The following is a 15,954-nucleotide window of genomic DNA, read 5'->3' as shown; positions in this document are numbered from 1 at the left end:
TGATCCTGTCACCTTGACGGGACGGCTTCCCGCAGAGCTCAGCTCAGCGCAGCGGCCGGCCCATCATCTCTGGCATGCGGATGTAGGTGATGCAGCTCACCAGGCTGATCAGCACCAGGTAGATCCAGAACAGATGACCGAAGCCCCAACCCGCCATAGCCGTCATGATGTAGGGCGAGGTGCCGCCGAACAGGGTCACCGACAGGGCATAAGGCAGGGCAATGCCCGTCACCCGGACTTCCGTAGGGAACTGCTCGGCCATGGTCACTGCCGAGGCCGCGCCAAAACCGGTCAGGATCACCATGGAGATGGTCTGCAACAGGGCCACCTCGGCCAGGCTGATGCCCTGGTACAGCAAGCCGAAACTCGGCCAGGCCCAGAGCATGGCCCCCACGGCAAAAGCGATCAGCACCGGACGGCGGCCGTAGCGGTCGGCCAGCTTGCCCACCAACGGCATCAGCAACAGCGAGACGCTCACGGCGATGGAACCGGCCAGCAGGGTCTCGCGTATCGACATGCCGGTGATCAAGTGGACCTGGCTGGGATAGCTGACCATCCACACGTAATTGAGCAGGTTGCCGGACATGGCCACACCGATCACCCGCAGCACGTCCTTGCGATGGGTGCTGAAGATGTCCCGCAGCGGCCGCTTTGCCACGGCCTTTTTTCCTGCCTGGGACTTGAATACCTCGGTCTCGCGCACCGACAGGCGAATCCAGAGAGTGATCAGGCCCAGCAGCGCGGCAATGACGAACGCCACGCGCCAGCCCCAGGTTTCCAAGGCCGTGTCACTGCCCAAGGACGCCAGGGTAAAGCCCAGCAGGAAGGACACCAGCGTCCCGGCATTGATCGCGAACCACTGCCATGATCCGGCGAAGGCCCGTCGGCTGGGGGCTGCCGATTCGATGAGAAAGGCCGACGCGGAACCGAACTCGCCACCGGCGGAAAAGCCCTGGGTCAGCCGTGCGAGCACCAGGATGATCGGGGCGGCGATGCCGATGCTTTCGTAGTTGGGGCACAGGCCTATCACCAGTGAGGCCAAGGACATCAGCAGGATCGACAGGGTCAGGCCTTTCTTGCGGCCGTAGCGGTCGGCGAACACACCGAGCACCGCGCCGCCGATGGGACGCATCAGAAAACCCACGGCGAACACCGCCAGTACCGACAGTAGCGAGCTCAGCTTGTCGTCCGAGGGGAAGAACTGGCGGGCGAGGATCGAAGAAAAGGTCGCGTAGATCACCCAGTCGGTGTACTCGACGATAGTGCCCAGCGTGGCGGCGACGATCGCCTTGCGTTCGGTGCGGGTCAGGACCCGTCCGCTATCGCCCGCGAGGGCAGTGGAGTTGGCTTGGGGCATGGGAGGGTATACCGCGCTATTGTCATTGTTCATCGTCTGGCTCCCTTGAGCACATGTTCTTTTTGTAAGGAAACGATGGCACCCGGGCCGCACGCGGTGAAGCGAGTTTTGCGCGTTACTGGCTTGAGGAAAAATCAAGGCTGGCAATAGGTTCCACACCGCATGGCGTGAGATTTTCTCAAGCCAAGACCGCTGAAAAATCCGTTGATGGGCGGCGCCCCGCAGGCGAATGATGCCCCTCATCAGCCGTCGCTCCCGCTGCCTGTGACGACCGGGAGTGCAGGCGCCTGTGTGCGATACGAGGAGTCTTGCAATGTTGAAAGTAGAGAGTTTCATCGGCGGGCGGTCATTGCCGCCCAGCGGCCTACAGTATGTCGACAAGATCGACCCGCGCACGGCGCAAAAGATGGGCGAAGTCGCCAATAGCAGCGCCGAAGACGTGGCGCTGGCCATCGACACTGCCCATGCCGCCTTCCCTGCCTGGCGCGATATGCGCCCCGCCGAGCGCGGCCGGATCCTGCTAGACATCGCACGGATCGTGCGCCGCAGCGAAGACCGCCTTGGCGTGCTGGAAAGCGCCGAGACCGGCAAACCTGGCCAGGAAATGGCCAGCCTGATGGACCTGACGGCCCAATACTTCGAGTTCTACGCAGGCCTGGTCAATGTGATGGACGGCGAGATCATCAACCAAGGCCCCGACTACCACGTCTACACGCGGCGCGACCCGTTCGGCGTAACGGGCGCCATCCTGCCTTGGAACGCCCCCTTGCACCAGGCCGCCCGGGCCATCGCCCCCGCCCTGGCCACCGGCAACACCATGGTCGCCAAACCCTCGGAGCACACCTCGGCATCTCTGGTTGAACTGGCCCGGATCGCCGTGGAAGCGGGCCTGCCCGTCGGCGTGTTCAACGTGGTGGTCGGCAAGGGCAGCGTAATCGGCCCTGTCATGGCCCGCCACCCGCTGATGCGCAAGATCTCCTTCACCGGCGGCCTGACCGCCGGCCAGGAACTGGGGCGCATCGCCGCTGAACGTATCCTGCCGCTGACCCTCGAACTGGGCGGCAAGTCGGCCAACATCGTCTTCGACGACGCCGACCTGCAGTCAGCCGCCAAGGGCGCCACCCGGGCCTTCACCTGGAACAGTGGCCAATGGTGCTGTGCCGGCACCCGCCTGCTGGTGCAGGAGAATGTCCATGACCGCTTCGTCGAGCTGCTGGTAGAGCAGGTGGCCGCCTTGAAGGTCGGGCCAGACTTCGACTGCACCTCCGGCCCCATCACCACCCTTGCCCAGTTCGAGAAGATCCAGAGCTACTTCGCCACTGCCAAGGAAGACGGCCTGGTGCCCGCCATTGGCGGCAAGGTGGCCGAAGGCGAACACCTGGGCCAGGGCTGGTATATCGAACCGACCGTCTACACGGGCGTGCACAATGACATGACCCTGGCGCGCGAGGAGATCTTCGGCCCTATTCTCTGCGTAATCCCGTTCAAGGATGAGGCCGATGCGCTGCGCCTGGCCAATGACAGCGAGTTCGGGCTCGGTGCCGGTATCTGGAGCCGCGATATCGGGCGTGTGCATCGGGTCGCTGCCGGGTTGGAAGCCGGGCGCATCGTGGTCAACGAGTACAGCGGCGGCTTCGTACAGACCCCCTGCGGCGGCTTCAAGCAAAGTGGCTACGGCCGGGAGCAGGGGATCGACGCCCTCTCCCACTACACGCAGCTCAAGTCGGTGATCATCCGCCTCTGACAGAGCGCTCCGTGGTCCTTCCCTCCCCCCGCGTTGGCATTCTGCCGCGCGGGGTTCGCCGTGTGTACACGGCCCCTCCCGCACCTATGGTTTAGAATGTCGCTCGTGCGTTCCCTCAAGAAGAAGATCCCCCATGAAGGACAAGCTTCCACCGCTCAATGCTGTCCGGGCCTTTGAGGCCGTAGCTCGTCACCTGAGCATCACCCTCGCCGCCGATGAGCTCAACGTCACGCCTGGCGCGGTGTCCCGGCAGATCCGCAGCCTCGAAGAGTTCATGGAGCAGCCGCTGTTCACCCGTGGCCACCGCCAGATCACCTTGACCCCTGCCGGCAAGCAGTACTTCGATGCCGTGGCGCGCATCATCGAGCAACTGCGCAGCGCTACCCGCAGTATCAAACGACCGCCGAAGCGGCGGCAGATCAAGGTACGTGCCTACACCACCTTCGCCATGCAGTGGCTGATCCCGCGGCTGGCCGGATTCCACCAGGAGAATCCCAAGATCGAGGTGCTCCTGACCGCCTCGCTGGACCCCGTGGACTTCCAGCGCGACGACCTGGATGCGGCGATCCGCCTGGGTGCGGGCGATTGGCCCAACTGCAACTGCCATGTGCTCAGCGACAACCTGCTGGCTCCGGTCTGCGCCCCTTCCCTGCTCGCCTCGCCGCCTGGCCTGCATGAACCGGCCGATGTGGTCGAGTACACCATGCTGCACTCGATCGCCCGTCCCGACGACTGGGCCCATTGGCTGCAGGCGGTCGGAGTGATCGACCGGGTGGATGCCAGGGCAGGCATGAGCTACCAGAGTTCATCCATGGCCTATGCGGCCGCCGTCGGCGGCCAGGGCATCGCCATGGCGCAATTGTTTCTGGTGGAAAAGGAACTGCGGGAAGGCACGCTGGTGCGCCCCTTCCCACAGACGGTCGACAAGGGCGCCTACACCTACTACCTTCTGATCCCGGCTCATAGGCCAGAGTCAGACGACATGAAGGTGTTTCGCCAGTGGTTGCTGGAGCAAGCGCGCCTGACCCGCAGCGAAAACGGACGCCTCAGCTCGGATGAGCCTGCTGCAGAACACCCTGGGCCAGCCAGCAGCCAACCTGCTCCTCGCTGAAGCCAAAGGCTTGCAGCACGCTGTGATTGTGTTCTCCCAAGGCCGGTGCCGGCAGATAGGGTTCAGCGGCGGCCTCTTCACTATTCACCGGAAACCCCACCACCCGCAGGGTGCCATGCCGAGGGTGCTCGACCTTGGCCAGCAAGCCATTGGCTACCAGTTGCGGGTGCTCCAACAGGTCGTCGTAACCTGCCACCCGAGCGCAGAGGATATCCGCTTCACCCAGACGCTGGAGCCACTCGGCGGTGGTGCGGGTGGCGAACACCGCGTTGAGTTCAGCCTGCATCCGCACCCGATTGTCGACCCGCAGCGCCGACGTCAGGTAACGGGGATCTTCGATCCAGTCGGGCCGCTCCAGCACCTGGCACAGGCGCGGCCAGCGGTTGCCGTTATACGCTGCGACCATGATCCAGCCATCCGCCGTGCTGAAGGCTTCGTTGGGCGCGGCATAAGGTGCGGCGCTGCCGATGGGGGTCGGCAACCTGCCGTCGCGGAGGAAGCTGTTGATCGACGACTGTTGTAGGGCCAGGGCCGAGTTCATCAGGCTGACGTCCAGGTGCCCGCCCTGGCCATCCCGCTGACGCGCCTGCAGCTTGGCCAGGATGGCCATGCCCGCCATATAGCCGGTGACCACGTCCACCACAGGCGCCTGGACCTTGCAGGGCGGCTGCCCCGGCAGTCCAATCAGACTCATCAGGCCCGAATCGGCCTGAAGAATGCCATCGACCCCGGCGCGGCCAGCGTAGGGCCCCTGCTGGCCATAGGCGGAAATGGAGCAGTAGATCAGCGCGGGGTTCACCCGCGCCAACGCCTCGTAGCCCAGCCCGAGACGAGTCATGACGCCTGGGCGCATGCTTTCGACCAGGACATCGGCTTCGGCCACCATGCGCTCGATGATGGCGAGGCTGTCCGGGTGTTTGAGGTCCAGGCAGATGCCCTGCTTGCCACGGTTGAAACCGTGGTACAGGGCGCTGTCCGTCCCCACCCAGGCCGGCCCCAGCCCTCGTCCCAGCTCACCTTGCGGTGGCTCTATCTTGATAACCCTGGCGCCCATGTCCGCCAGGAACATGGTGCAGGTAGGGCCGGCGGCGATCTGGGTGAAGTCCAGGACTGTCAGCCCTTTCAAGGCGTCACGCAACATGGCGGCAACCTCCCGGCAGTGGATGTTCGAGCGACATGGTCAGCACCCCTGGTACCTGGGGGCCCGTTTCTCGGCAAAGGCATTGCGGCCTTCGCGGCGGTCCTCGGTATCGCGCAGCACGCCCCAGTAAAGCTCGGTGAGGCGCTGGGCATCGCGGTCGGACAGATGCGCAGTCTGGGTCGACAGGGCTTGTAGGGCCTGTATCGCCAAGGGTGCAGCAGCAGCGATGCGCTCGGCCAGAGCGAACGCCCGATCGTGCAAGGCCGCCGGGGTCTCCAGCACTTCAGAGACCAGGCCGATACTGACCGCCTGTCGGGCGTCGATACGCTCCCCGGTCAGGGCCATTTGCATGGCATAGGCCGAAGGCACCGCCTTGAGCAGGCGGTGCAGGCCATTGACCGCTGGCACCGAACCGACTGCCGCCTCGGGCAGGCCGAAACTGGCATTGGCCGAGGCGATGCGCAGGCTGCATTGCAGGGCCAGCTCCAGGCCGCCGCCGAGGCAATGGCCGTTCACAGCCGCGATCAGCGGCTTGCGCAGCTCAAGGTCAGTCAAGTCCATGAGGCGGATGTACAACCCCGCGTCGGCGGCCTGCTCGTTGGCCAGGAACAAGCCCTGGGCATAGGAGGCCTCGCTGGTGCGGGTCGCCTTCAGGTCGGCCCCGACGCAAAAGGCCCGTTCGCCGCCGCCGGCAAGGATAGCGACACGCACCTCTGGGCGGTCACGGACCTCCGCCAGGTGCCTGCGCAAGGTTCTCAATGCATCGAGGTTCAAGGCGTTGAGCGCTTCGGGGCGGTCAAGGACGACCCGCGCCACCGCGCCTTGGATTTCCAGGGAAACAGCCATTTCGAGCTCCTTACACGCTGGCCGATGACAGGCTTCGCCCGCCACAGACGTAGAGGGTCTGGCCGGTGACATAGCCGCTGGCCGGGCTCAGGAAAAACGCCACGGCATTGGCGATATCGTCAGGCGTGCCGATGCGCTTGACCGGCACCGTATCTTTCAGCCGGGCCTGGACCTGTTCATCGAAGTTGCGGAACAGGGGCGTATCGACGATCCCCGGCGCCACGGTGTTGACCGTGATGCCCTTGGCGGCGAACTCGAGGGCCAGGCTGCGGGTCAAACTCACGACGCCGCCCTTGGCAGCGGAGTAGTTGGCCTGGCCGAAACCGCCGAGCCAGGCCCGAGATGACAGGTTGACGATGCGGCCGAAACGACGCTCGAGCATCAGTGGCAAGGCTGCGCGGCAACACAGGAACTGCGCACGCAGGTTGGTGTTCACCACCAGGTCCCAGTCTTCTTCGCTCATGCTGAGGAAACGCTTGTCGCGCACCACCCCGGCGTTATTGACGAGGAAGTCGAGAGCAGCATGGGCCTCAGCGACCTTCGCGAAGGCACTGTTGACCGCCTCGGCCTCGGTCAGGTCCAGGGCGATGCCTTCAACGCTCAGCCCTTCACCGCGCAGTTGCCGGAGCGCTTCCTCCAGTGCCGCCTCGTCCCGGTCGAACAAGTAGGTGGTGACCCCCGCCTGGGCCAGCCGGGCAGCGATACCCAGGCCTATACCCCGTGCGGCACCGGTGACAACGGCCACCTGGCCGCGATGGAAACCTTGTTGGCCAGTCATGTCACACCCCCAGTACGTGAACAGAGGACGCCGCATGGTCGACACCGGCAATGCCACCACCGGTGCATTGGGCCACGCCAATACATGGCGCATCGGCCTGACGCCGGCCGGCGCGACCTTGCAACTGCCACATCAGCTCGACCATCTGGGCAACACCGGTCGCGCCTAATGGGTGCCCCTTGGCCAGCAGGCCGCCGCTGGGGTTGACCGGCACGCGGCCACCCAAGCGGGTCGCACCGGACTTCAGCAAGGCAAGCGCCTCGCCCGGGGCTGCCAACCCGAGGGCCTCGTAGTAGAGAAGCTCGGCGATGGTGAAAGCATCGTGTAGTTCCACCACGCCGACGTCACGGGGATCGACACCGGCCTGCTCATAGGCCAGGCGCGCAGCGCGGGCGGTGATCTCGGCATCGAGGATGTCGTCCCGAGGCTCCTCGCACAGGCCCGACACCACAATCGAACCCAGCACTCGCACGTCCTTGTGAGGGCCAGGGCGCTTGCCCAATACCAGTGCCGCCGCGCCATCCACCTGGGATGGACAGCACTGCAGCAAGGTCAGGGGGTCGGCGATCATCCGCGAAGACAAGACCTCTTCAAGGGTCACTTCGCTCTGCTGCTGGGCGAATTCATTGAGCGAACCGTGGAACCGGTTCTTCACGGCCACGGCGGCGAGGTCCGCCGGCTGGCCGTCGCGCTCCTGCAGGAAGCGGGTGGCGCGCATGGCATAGACCGCCGGCAAGACCATGCCGGCACGAGCGAACAGATCGGTCTTTCCGTCGTTGCGCTGCATCGGGATGGTGCCGCCACCCAGTTGCGTAAGCTGCTCGATACCGAACACCAACACGGTGTCGTACTGGTTGGCCAGCAGGGCGTGGCGAGCCAGGTGAACGGCGGTGGCTCCACTGGCACAGGCGTTCTCGATGTTGTAGACCGGGATGCCCGCCAGGCCCAGGTCGCGCAGGATGACCTGGCCGAGGATCATGCCGCCAAGCACATTGGCGCAGTAAATCGCCTGGATATCCTTCAGCGCGACACCGGCGTCGGCTACAGCGGCGAGAATGGCCTGTTGGGCCAGTTCCGGGGCCATCACGCCCGGATGCTTGCCGAAGCGGGTCATGGCCCCACCCATTACGTGCATCTGGCTCATTGCCCAGCCTCCATCAGTTCGAACGAGTAGCCATAGGTGTCATCGGGGACAATCCGGCAGCGGTCACCGATCTGCGGCCGGCGGGTACCATTGATCCGGCCGAACAGGCGTGCAGGACCGTCGAGGTCCAGATAGCCCAGGGCGAATGGCGGCAGGCCGCTTTTCGGCGCGGGGTGGATGACGGTGAAGCTGTAGACGATGCCTTCTGCGGCCAGTTGCGCAGGCTCGTATTCAGGGCTCAGCGGCGAGTGGGCTGGCAGCGGTGGAAACACCAGAGCACCGGTCTGACGGTGACAGGATGCAAGCAGCCTTGGCGGAGCCGTTTCGCTCCACAGGGACGTGTTCATGGTTCGACCTCCGTTTGCAGTTGCCGCGGACGCGGCGCCATGGCCCTATGTTCTGCAGGCGGGAGGACGTCGACAAACGATATAAAAAGGGTATTCGGTTGATAAAAACTGAAGTGTACCGACCCCATCGTAGGGCCTGCCGCAGTTGCAGGTGCGGCGGTGACTCAATGAAAATCCCGGCTGCGCACATCCAGCCCCTGCAACAGCACGCTGATGTCCTCCAGCCGCCGTGCGATCAGGTGGCGCACACCACTCTCGTACTCCAGCCGACCAAACACCTTGAGCAGTCGCGAGCCCACCAGCGCCCGGCGCTGGCGCTCGGCCAGGTCGCGCCAGACCACCACGTTGACCATGCCGAACTCGTCTTCAAGGGTGATGAAGGTCACGCCAGTGGTGGTCTGCGGCCTTTGCCGCCCCACCACCAGCCCGGCCACGCTGACGTGGTCGCCATGGCTGACATCAGCCAAGGCCTGTGAACTGCGACAGCCATGGGCCGTCAGGCGCTGGCGCAGCAGGGCCAATGGGTGGGGGCCAAGGGTGGTGCCGAGGGTGGCATAGTCGGCGATCAGGTCTTCAGCGACCGTGGGCGGCGGCAGGTCCACGGCACATTCGGGCGTGGCCTCGACCTGGGCGAACAGCGGCAATTGCGCCTGCACCGCCGCCACCTGCCAGCGGGCCTGGTGGCGGTCACGAGCCAGGGCGCGCAAGGCGCCGGCGTCGGCCAGGCGCTCGCGGGCACGGCTGTCGAGCCCGGCCCGCAGGCACAGGTCCTCGACATCGCGCCATGGACGTTGCGCCCTCGCCTGCTCCAGGCGCCAGGCATCGGCCTCGGCAAAGCCACGGATCTGCCGCAACCCCAGGCGAATGGCCAGGTGACTCTCGTCCTGAGACTCCAGGCTGCAATCCCAGCCGCTGTGGCAAACGTCCACCGGACGTACCTCGATGCCTTGGCGCCGCGCCTCCTGCAACAACTGGTCTGGGCTATAGAACCCCATGGGCCAGCTGTTGACCAGGGCACAGGTGAAGATCGCCGGCTCATGGCACTTGAGCCAGCTGCTGGCGTAGGTCAGCAAGGCGAAGCTGGCCGCATGGGACTCGGGAAAGCCATAGTTACCGAAGCCCTTGATCTGCTCGAAGATGCGCTCGGCGAAGGCCTGCTCGTAACCGTTGCGCAACATGCCCTCGATCAGGCGCTTGCGGTGCGGCTCCAGGCCGCCGTGGCGTTTCCAGGCCGCCATGCTGCGGCGCAGCTGGTCGGCCTCGCCCGGCGTGTAGTCGGCGGCGACCATGGCCAGCTCCATCACCTGCTCCTGGAACAGCGGCACGCCCAGGGTGCGCTCGAACACGGCTTTCAGCTGTGGCGATGGGTAGGTAATCGGCTCTTCTCCCAGGCGTCGGCGCAGATACGGGTGGACCATATCGCCCTGGATCGGCCCAGGCCGCACGATCGCCACCTCGATCACCAGGTCGTAGAACTTCTGCGGCTTGAGCCTGGGCAGCATGGCCATCTGCGCCCGTGACTCGATCTGGAACACGCCGATAGTCTCGGCGCGGCTGATCATGTCGTAGGTCGGCTTGTCATCGCCGGGAATGTCCGCCAGGGTCAGGCGGTAGCCACGGTGGCGTTCAACCAGGTCGAAGCAGCGGCGCAAGGCGCTGAGCATGCCCAGGGCGAGGAGATCGACCTTGAGCAGGCCGACCAGGTCCAGGTCGTCCTTGTCCCACTGGATCACCGTGCGCTCCGCCATGGCGGCGTTTTCCACCGGCACCAGTTGCTCCAACGGCTGCTCGGAAATCACGAAGCCGCCGGGGTGCTGCGACAGGTGCCGGGGAAAGCCGATCAACTCGCCAGCCAGCACCAGGATCCGCCGCAATGAAGGGCTCTGTGCCTGAAAGCCCGACTCCTCCAGCTGTTCAGCCGATGGGATGCGGTCGCTCCAGCGCCCACAGCACTTGGCCAGGGCGTCGACCTGATCAGCCGGCAAGCCCAACACCCGGGCGATGTCACGTACCGCGCCAGCGGCGTGGTAGGTGCTGACCACCGCCGTCAGTGCCGCGCGATGGCGACCATAGCGGCGGAACACGTACTGGATCACTTCCTCACGCCGGTCGTGCTCGAAATCCACGTCGATGTCCGGCGGTTCGTTGCGCTCGCGGGACAGGAAGCGCTCGAACAGCAGCGTGTATTTCATCGGGTCGAGTTCGGTGATGCCCAGCACGAAGCACACCACCGAGTTGGCTGCCGACCCGCGCCCCTGGCAGAGAATGTGCTGGCTGCGGGCAAAGCTGACGATGTCATGAACCGTGAGGAAATAGCTTTCGTAGCCCAGCTCGGCAATCAGCTTCAGCTCACGCTCCAGGGTATCGCGTACCTTCTGGCTCGGTCCGGCCGGCCAGCGCAGGGGCAGGCGGCGTTCGCAGAGCTGACGCAGCCAACTGGCCGGAGAGTGACCTTCGGGCACCAACTCCCGTGGGTATTGGTATTGCAACTGGTCCAGGTCGAAGCGACAGCGCTCGGCGATGGCCAGGGTCTCGGCCAGCAGGTCGGATGGGTAGAGCTCGGCCAATTCCGTCAGCGTACGCAGGTGCCGCTCGCCATTGGCGAACAGGTACTGCCCAGCGTCTGCCACGGTGCAATGCTGGCGGATGGCGGTCATGCAGTCCTGCAGGGCCCGGCGCCGGCGCACATGCATATGCACATCGCCACAGGCCACCGCCGGGATCTCCAGCTGTGCGGCCAGGATGCGCAACCGATGCAGCCGGGCGCCATCGTCATTGCCCCGGTGCAGGTGCACAGCCAGCCAGAGCCGCTCGCCGAAATGCTGCCGCAGCCACTGTCCTGGAGCCCTGTCCGCAGGGTCGTCCGGCACCCAGAGAGCCAACAGGCCCTGGTGGTGGGCTTCGAGGTCCTCGGGCAGCAACTGGTAATCGCCCTTTTTCGCCCGGCGCCGGGCGCGGGTGACCAGGGCGCAGAGGTTCTGGTAGCCCAACTGGTCCTGCACCAGCAGGACCAGCTTCGGCCCCTGGTGCACGCGCACTTCACTGCCGACGATGAGCCTGACCCGTTGCGCCTTGGCCGCCTGCCAGGCACGGACGATGCCGGCCAAGGTGCACTCGTCGGTGACCGCCAAGGCCTGGTACCCCAGTTTATGGGCCCGCTGGAACAGTTCGTCGGCACTGGAGGCTCCGCGCTGGAAACTGAAGTTCGACAGGCAGTGCAGTTCGGCATAGGTCGGTGCATTCATGCGAACCAGCCCTGCAGCCACAGCGGCCCGGCCTCTTCGGCCAGGTCGCGGTAAGCCCAGCCCAGTTGGCCCGAGGGCATCTCGATACGGTAGTAATCACGGCGCACGTCGCCACCATCCCACCAGCCCGATTCGATCCGCTCAGGCTTGCCGAGCAGGCGCTGGCCGGCTATCGGCAAGGCCTGGGGTTGCTGCAGCAGCCAGCCCGGACGGCTGCCGGGCGCCACCGGCAATGGGCCCGGCGCTCCCTCCGTGCCAGGCTGCCATGCCCATTCGGGACGATGATCGGCGCATGCCTGCAGCCCCTTCACCGCCTCGTCGCCTAACCGGGCACGCAGCCGCTCGCGCAATTGGGCCCAAGGCTGGGCCTGCTGCGAGCGGGCTTCGAACAGCGCCTGATGCTGCGGCACGAAGGCCGGCAGATCCTCGGCCACTAGTCGCAGATTGCGCACCGGCGCTGGGATGCGCAGCGGTTCGAGGCGCCCACAGGCCAGTTCGAAAAGCATCCCCGCCTCGCGCTCGGCGGCCAACAGGCCGACCACAAGACGGGTGTCCGGCCCTTCGGCATGCTCCAGGTGCAGGCAGAAACGCTGCACGCCACAGTCACGCCCGGCGAGGAAGGCCGCCAGGTCGCTGATCAAGCGGCGCAAGGGGAATAGCAGGGCCTGGTGTGACTCGACATCGAAGTTCAATTCCAGCCGCGCATCGAAACGGTCTGGCGGCTGATAGAAGGCCAGGCCCAAGGTACGTTGGCCCAGCAGTTGGTCCAGGTGCAGTTGCACCTGAGCGGCAAACCGCCGGGCCAGGGCCTCGCGCGGCAAGGCCAGGACCTGGCCCAGTTGCCGCAATCCCATACGGGCGAAGGCATTGGCCGCCTCCACCGGCAAGCCGACCCGGTCGACCGGCATCCGCGCAAGGACCGCCGTGGTTTCGTCACGGCCAGTCAAAGCCAGGCCGTCATGGCCATTGGTGAGCATGCGCGCCGCCACCGGATTGCTGGCCAGGACGATGCGATGGCGTAGTCCAAGGCCACGCAACTCTTCACGCAGGCGCGCCTCGAACGACGGCCAGGGGCCGAACAGTTGCAGACTCGAACCCACTTCGAGCAGCAAGGCCCGTGGGTAATGCAGGCTGACCTGAGCGCTGAAACGGTAGGCCCAGGCCGCCAGCAATTGCTGCATCTGGTCGATCGCCACAGGGTCGGCCTCGACGCAGGCGAAACTGTCGGCCAGGGCGCGGGCGGTGTTGAGCGTTTGCCCGGCACGCAGACCCAGGCCCGCCGCCGCCGGGTTGACGGCCTGCAACACCCGCCGCTGGGCCGGCCCACCCAGCAGCACCAGCGGCGCCTCAGGATCGTCACGGCCGCGCAAGACGGTGTCGAGCGCCAGTTGCGGCAGGAGGATACAAGCCCAGGCCATGCCGCATCAGCCCCGCCCGGAGCAGGCAATGGGCGCGCTCGGTGGCAGGCCGCCACGGCACTTGAGCACCCGCCACTGGGCCGGACGGGTATCGATGGCAATGCGCAGCGCTGCTGGCGACGGGTTCAGGGCCGCCTGTTGCCCACGGCAGGCGAAAGCCAGGGCTTGGCCCGTCTCGGCGGCCACCTGCAGGCGGCGCAGGGCGCGATCATCGGCACGCTCCGGCCAGCACAGTACCGCTGCGCAACTGCCCGAGCGCAGGCACTGCTCGGCCGCCCACAAGGCCTCGGCCGGGGCCGCGTCGACCTGGGCCAGCCAGCGCAGGTCCACCCCCGCCGCCTGCCAGGCCGGAGCATAGGGAATGAACGGCGGCGCCACCAGCACCACGCGCCCGCCGCCTGCGCTCAGGCGTGCCAGGCTTGGCCAGAGCAACTGCAGCTCACCGCAGCCTGGCGCGGCCAGCAGTAACTCGGTGAGCGATGCCACCGGCCAACCGCCGTCGGGCAGGCAAGCGTCCAATGCCGCGTGCCCGCTTGGCTGCAGGCCGACCGGACGCGCCTGGACCGGGCGCCCACGCCATACCCGACGCTGATCGATCAGCCCGTCAAGGTCGACCACCGCGCCCATCAGTCACGCCTCAGCAGGCCGCAGAACACCCCTTCGATGACGAAGTCCCGGTCCGGCCCGACCTCTATCGGTGCGTAGGCCGGGTTGCGTGGCAGCAGGCGATAGCGCCCGCCGGCCCTCTGCAGGCGCTTGATGGTTACCTCGCCGTCGAGGCGGGCAACGACGATCTGGCCATCACCGGCCTCGCCCTGCTGGCGGATGCCGACCAGGTCGCCATCGAAGATGCCGTCGTCGACCATCGAGTCGCCGCACACCTTGAGCAGGTAGTCCGGGGTACGGCGGAAAAGGCTGGGGTCGAGCAGCAACTGCTCGTGAATGTCGAGGTCCGGGCCGATCGGCGCGCCGGCCGCCACCCGGCCTAGCACCGGGACCTCGAGGATCTCCGGGCGGCGCAGTGGCTCGGCCAGGCGGATGCCCCGCGCCTGGTTCGGCGTGACCTCGATGAAGCCGGCCTCGCACAAGGCCTGGATGTGCTTGCGGGCGACACTGCGCGAGGCGAAACCGAAGCGGCTGGCGATATCGGCCAGGCTCGGCGGCTGGCCGTGTTCGGCAATGCGCTCACGGATGAATTCGAGGATGGCGCGGCGTTTGGGGGATAATGTGCTCATGGAGTACATTTGTACTCTTTTTGGCAACCCCTGACCAGCCCCCTGCGTCGCCAGCTTTTTCGGTATCATCGCCGGGCCTTTTCGTTAGCCCACGGACGCCCCATGCTGACCGCCCTGCTGTTCGACCTCGATGGAACCCTGACCGATACCGACACCCTGCACCTGCAAGCCTTCCGCCAACTGCTGCGGGAGCATGGCCGCGACCTCACCCAGGACGAGTTCGGGGCACAGGTCAGCGGCCGGGCCAACCATGAGCTGTTCGCCGAGCTGTTCCCCCGTGCGCCCCTGGAACAGCGCCTGGCCCTGGCAGACCGCAAGGAGGCCCTGTTCCGGGCACTGTCGCCTGCCCTGCAGCCCATGCCCGGCCTGCTGCGCCTGCTGGAACATGCCAAGGCGCGGTCGATCGGCATGTGCGTGGTGACCAATGCGCCTCGCAACAATGCCGAGCACATGCTGGCAGCGATGGGCCTGGACGGGCATTTCGAGCATGTGCTGGTGGCCGAGGAACTGGCCCGCGCGAAACCCGATCCCCTGCCCTACCTGACCGCTCTGCAACGCCTGCAGGCCAGCGCCGCCCAGGCCTTGGCCTTCGAGGACTCGGTCCCAGGCGTGAGCGCTGCCAGCGGTGCCGACATCTTCACCGTTGGCCTTGCCACCAGCCTGCCAGCCGAGCGCCTGCTGGCCGCTGGCGCGCAACTGGTGATCGATGATTTCGACGACCCGCGCCTGTGGGCGCTGATCGAGCGGATGGAGGGCTGAGCGGGTATCCGTTCGTCGCAAAACCTCCTGGCCTGTCGAATCCGTCATCGTCTCAATCGACCAGTCGCACACACCTGATGTGGAGCGACTGTGATGAACAACGACATCAACCCCAAGGTGGTCTCGCGCAGCCAATGGCTCGCCGCCCGCCGCCAGTTGTGGCTGCATGAAAAGGCCTTCACCCACCAGCGCGATGAGCTCAGCGCGGCGCGCCGGGCCCTGCCCTGGGTCAAGGTCGAACAAGACTATCGCTTCGAGGGCCCCGAAGGTGAGTTGGGCCTGGACGATCTGTTCGCCGGGCGCAGCCAACTGCTGGTCTATCACTTCATGTTCGCCGAAGGCTGGAGCGAAGGCTGCCCGGGCTGCTCCTTCCTGGCCGATCACTTCGATGGCGCCAACCTGCACCTGGCGCACCATGACGTCACCCTGGTCGCCGTGTCACGCGCCCCTTACGCCGAATTCCAGGCCTTCAGGCAACGCATGGGCTGGCGCTTCCCCTGGTTCTCATCCCACGGCAGTAGCTTCAATCGCGACTTTGGCGTGAGTGTCGCCACCGATGGCAGTGACCAGTACAACTACGAGCCTTACAGCGCAGATGAAAGCGAACTGCCCGGCCTCAGCGTGTTCTACCGCGACAGCGACGCCAACCTGTACCACACCTACTCGACCTATGCCCGTGGCCTGGACATCCTGGTCGGTGCCTACAACTTCCTCGACTTGATGCCCAAGGGGCGCAATGAGGACGGGACCATGGATTGGGTGCGGCACCATGATCGCTATGAAGGCGCACCGGGCAAGCCGCATTGCTGTCATGAGTGAGCGACCAGGG

General features: G+C 65.9%; 14 protein-coding genes. 4 read left to right on the top strand and 10 right to left on the bottom strand.

Features of this window, described 5'->3' with window-relative positions; translation table 11 throughout:
• Positions 1-43 precede the first annotated feature (43 nt).
• Positions 44-1,390 carry an MFS transporter gene (locus tag ACYU03_RS11415; protein ID WP_461890764.1) on the bottom strand — a complete coding sequence of 449 codons (1,347 nt, stop codon included), beginning with the start codon at positions 1,388-1,390 and terminating at the stop codon, positions 44-46.
• Between the two features lie 280 nt (positions 1,391-1,670).
• On the opposite strand from ACYU03_RS11415, the gene ACYU03_RS11410 reads away from it, so the two are divergent.
• Together ACYU03_RS11410 and gcvA are read left to right on the top strand one after the other, a co-directional pair.
• Positions 1,671-3,101, top strand: a complete 1,431-nt coding sequence (locus tag ACYU03_RS11410; protein ID WP_461890762.1) for an aldehyde dehydrogenase family protein — start codon at positions 1,671-1,673, stop codon at positions 3,099-3,101.
• 133 nt (positions 3,102-3,234) lie between these two features.
• Positions 3,235-4,212, top strand: coding sequence for a transcriptional regulator GcvA (gcvA, locus tag ACYU03_RS11405; protein ID WP_461890760.1), 978 nt, complete (start codon positions 3,235-3,237; stop codon positions 4,210-4,212).
• Here gcvA and ACYU03_RS11400 read toward each other — a convergent pair.
• The 9 genes from ACYU03_RS11400 to lexA all read right to left on the bottom strand — a co-directional run bounded on the left by ACYU03_RS11400 (position 4,148) and on the right by lexA (position 14,375).
• Entirely contained in the window at positions 4,148-5,353 is a 1,206-nt protein-coding gene (locus ACYU03_RS11400; RefSeq protein ID WP_461890758.1) for a CaiB/BaiF CoA transferase family protein, read from the bottom strand. The two genes, gcvA and ACYU03_RS11400, sit on opposite strands and share 65 nt — an antisense overlap.
• A 39-nt stretch (positions 5,354-5,392) precedes the next feature.
• On the bottom strand, positions 5,393-6,199 hold the full coding sequence (locus ACYU03_RS11395; RefSeq protein ID WP_461890756.1) for an enoyl-CoA hydratase/isomerase family protein: 807 nt from the start codon (positions 6,197-6,199) through the stop codon (positions 5,393-5,395).
• Positions 6,200-6,209: 10 nt separating this feature from the next.
• Positions 6,210-6,977, bottom strand: coding sequence for an SDR family NAD(P)-dependent oxidoreductase (locus ACYU03_RS11390; RefSeq protein ID WP_461890754.1), 768 nt, complete (start codon positions 6,975-6,977; stop codon positions 6,210-6,212).
• A gap of 1 nt (position 6,978) precedes the next feature.
• The gene (locus tag ACYU03_RS11385; protein ID WP_461890752.1) at positions 6,979-8,121 is read right to left on the bottom strand and encodes a thiolase family protein; all 1,143 of its coding nucleotides are present in this window, start codon (positions 8,119-8,121) and stop codon (positions 6,979-6,981) included.
• Positions 8,118-8,468: a Zn-ribbon domain-containing OB-fold protein gene (locus ACYU03_RS11380; protein WP_461890750.1), complete on the bottom strand. Its 351-nt coding sequence runs from the start codon at positions 8,466-8,468 to the stop codon at positions 8,118-8,120. The genes ACYU03_RS11385 and ACYU03_RS11380 overlap by 4 nt, the downstream gene beginning before the upstream one ends.
• 164 nt (positions 8,469-8,632) lie before the next feature.
• Positions 8,633-11,734: an error-prone DNA polymerase gene (locus tag ACYU03_RS11375; RefSeq protein WP_461890748.1), complete on the bottom strand. Its 3,102-nt coding sequence runs from the start codon at positions 11,732-11,734 to the stop codon at positions 8,633-8,635.
• Positions 11,710-13,131, bottom strand: coding sequence for a Y-family DNA polymerase (locus ACYU03_RS11370; protein ID WP_461890746.1), 1,422 nt, complete (start codon positions 13,129-13,131; stop codon positions 11,710-11,712). Before ACYU03_RS11370 ends, ACYU03_RS11375 begins: the two co-directional genes overlap by 25 nt.
• Positions 13,132-13,137: 6 nt before the next feature.
• Complete coding sequence (gene imuA / locus ACYU03_RS11365; RefSeq protein ID WP_461890744.1) at positions 13,138-13,758, bottom strand: translesion DNA synthesis-associated protein ImuA; 621 nt, start codon at positions 13,756-13,758, stop codon at positions 13,138-13,140.
• Positions 13,758-14,375: a transcriptional repressor LexA gene (lexA, locus tag ACYU03_RS11360; protein ID WP_461890742.1), complete on the bottom strand. Its 618-nt coding sequence runs from the start codon at positions 14,373-14,375 to the stop codon at positions 13,758-13,760. The genes imuA and lexA overlap by 1 nt, the downstream gene beginning before the upstream one ends.
• A gap of 93 nt (positions 14,376-14,468) precedes the next feature.
• Between lexA and ACYU03_RS11355 the strand changes: the two genes are divergently transcribed.
• Together ACYU03_RS11355 and ACYU03_RS11350 are read left to right on the top strand one after the other, a co-directional pair.
• Positions 14,469-15,125: an HAD family hydrolase gene (locus tag ACYU03_RS11355; RefSeq protein ID WP_461890740.1), complete on the top strand. Its 657-nt coding sequence runs from the start codon at positions 14,469-14,471 to the stop codon at positions 15,123-15,125.
• 93 nt (positions 15,126-15,218) lie between these two features.
• The gene (locus ACYU03_RS11350) at positions 15,219-15,944 is read left to right on the top strand and encodes a DUF899 domain-containing protein (protein WP_461890738.1); all 726 of its coding nucleotides are present in this window, start codon (positions 15,219-15,221) and stop codon (positions 15,942-15,944) included.
• Positions 15,945-15,954: the final 10 nt, after the last annotated feature.

Source organism: Pseudomonas sp. X10 (genome assembly GCF_054889225.1).
The sequence above is the reverse complement of the archived record's forward strand: the minus strand, read 5'-3'. Positions and strand labels throughout refer to the sequence as shown.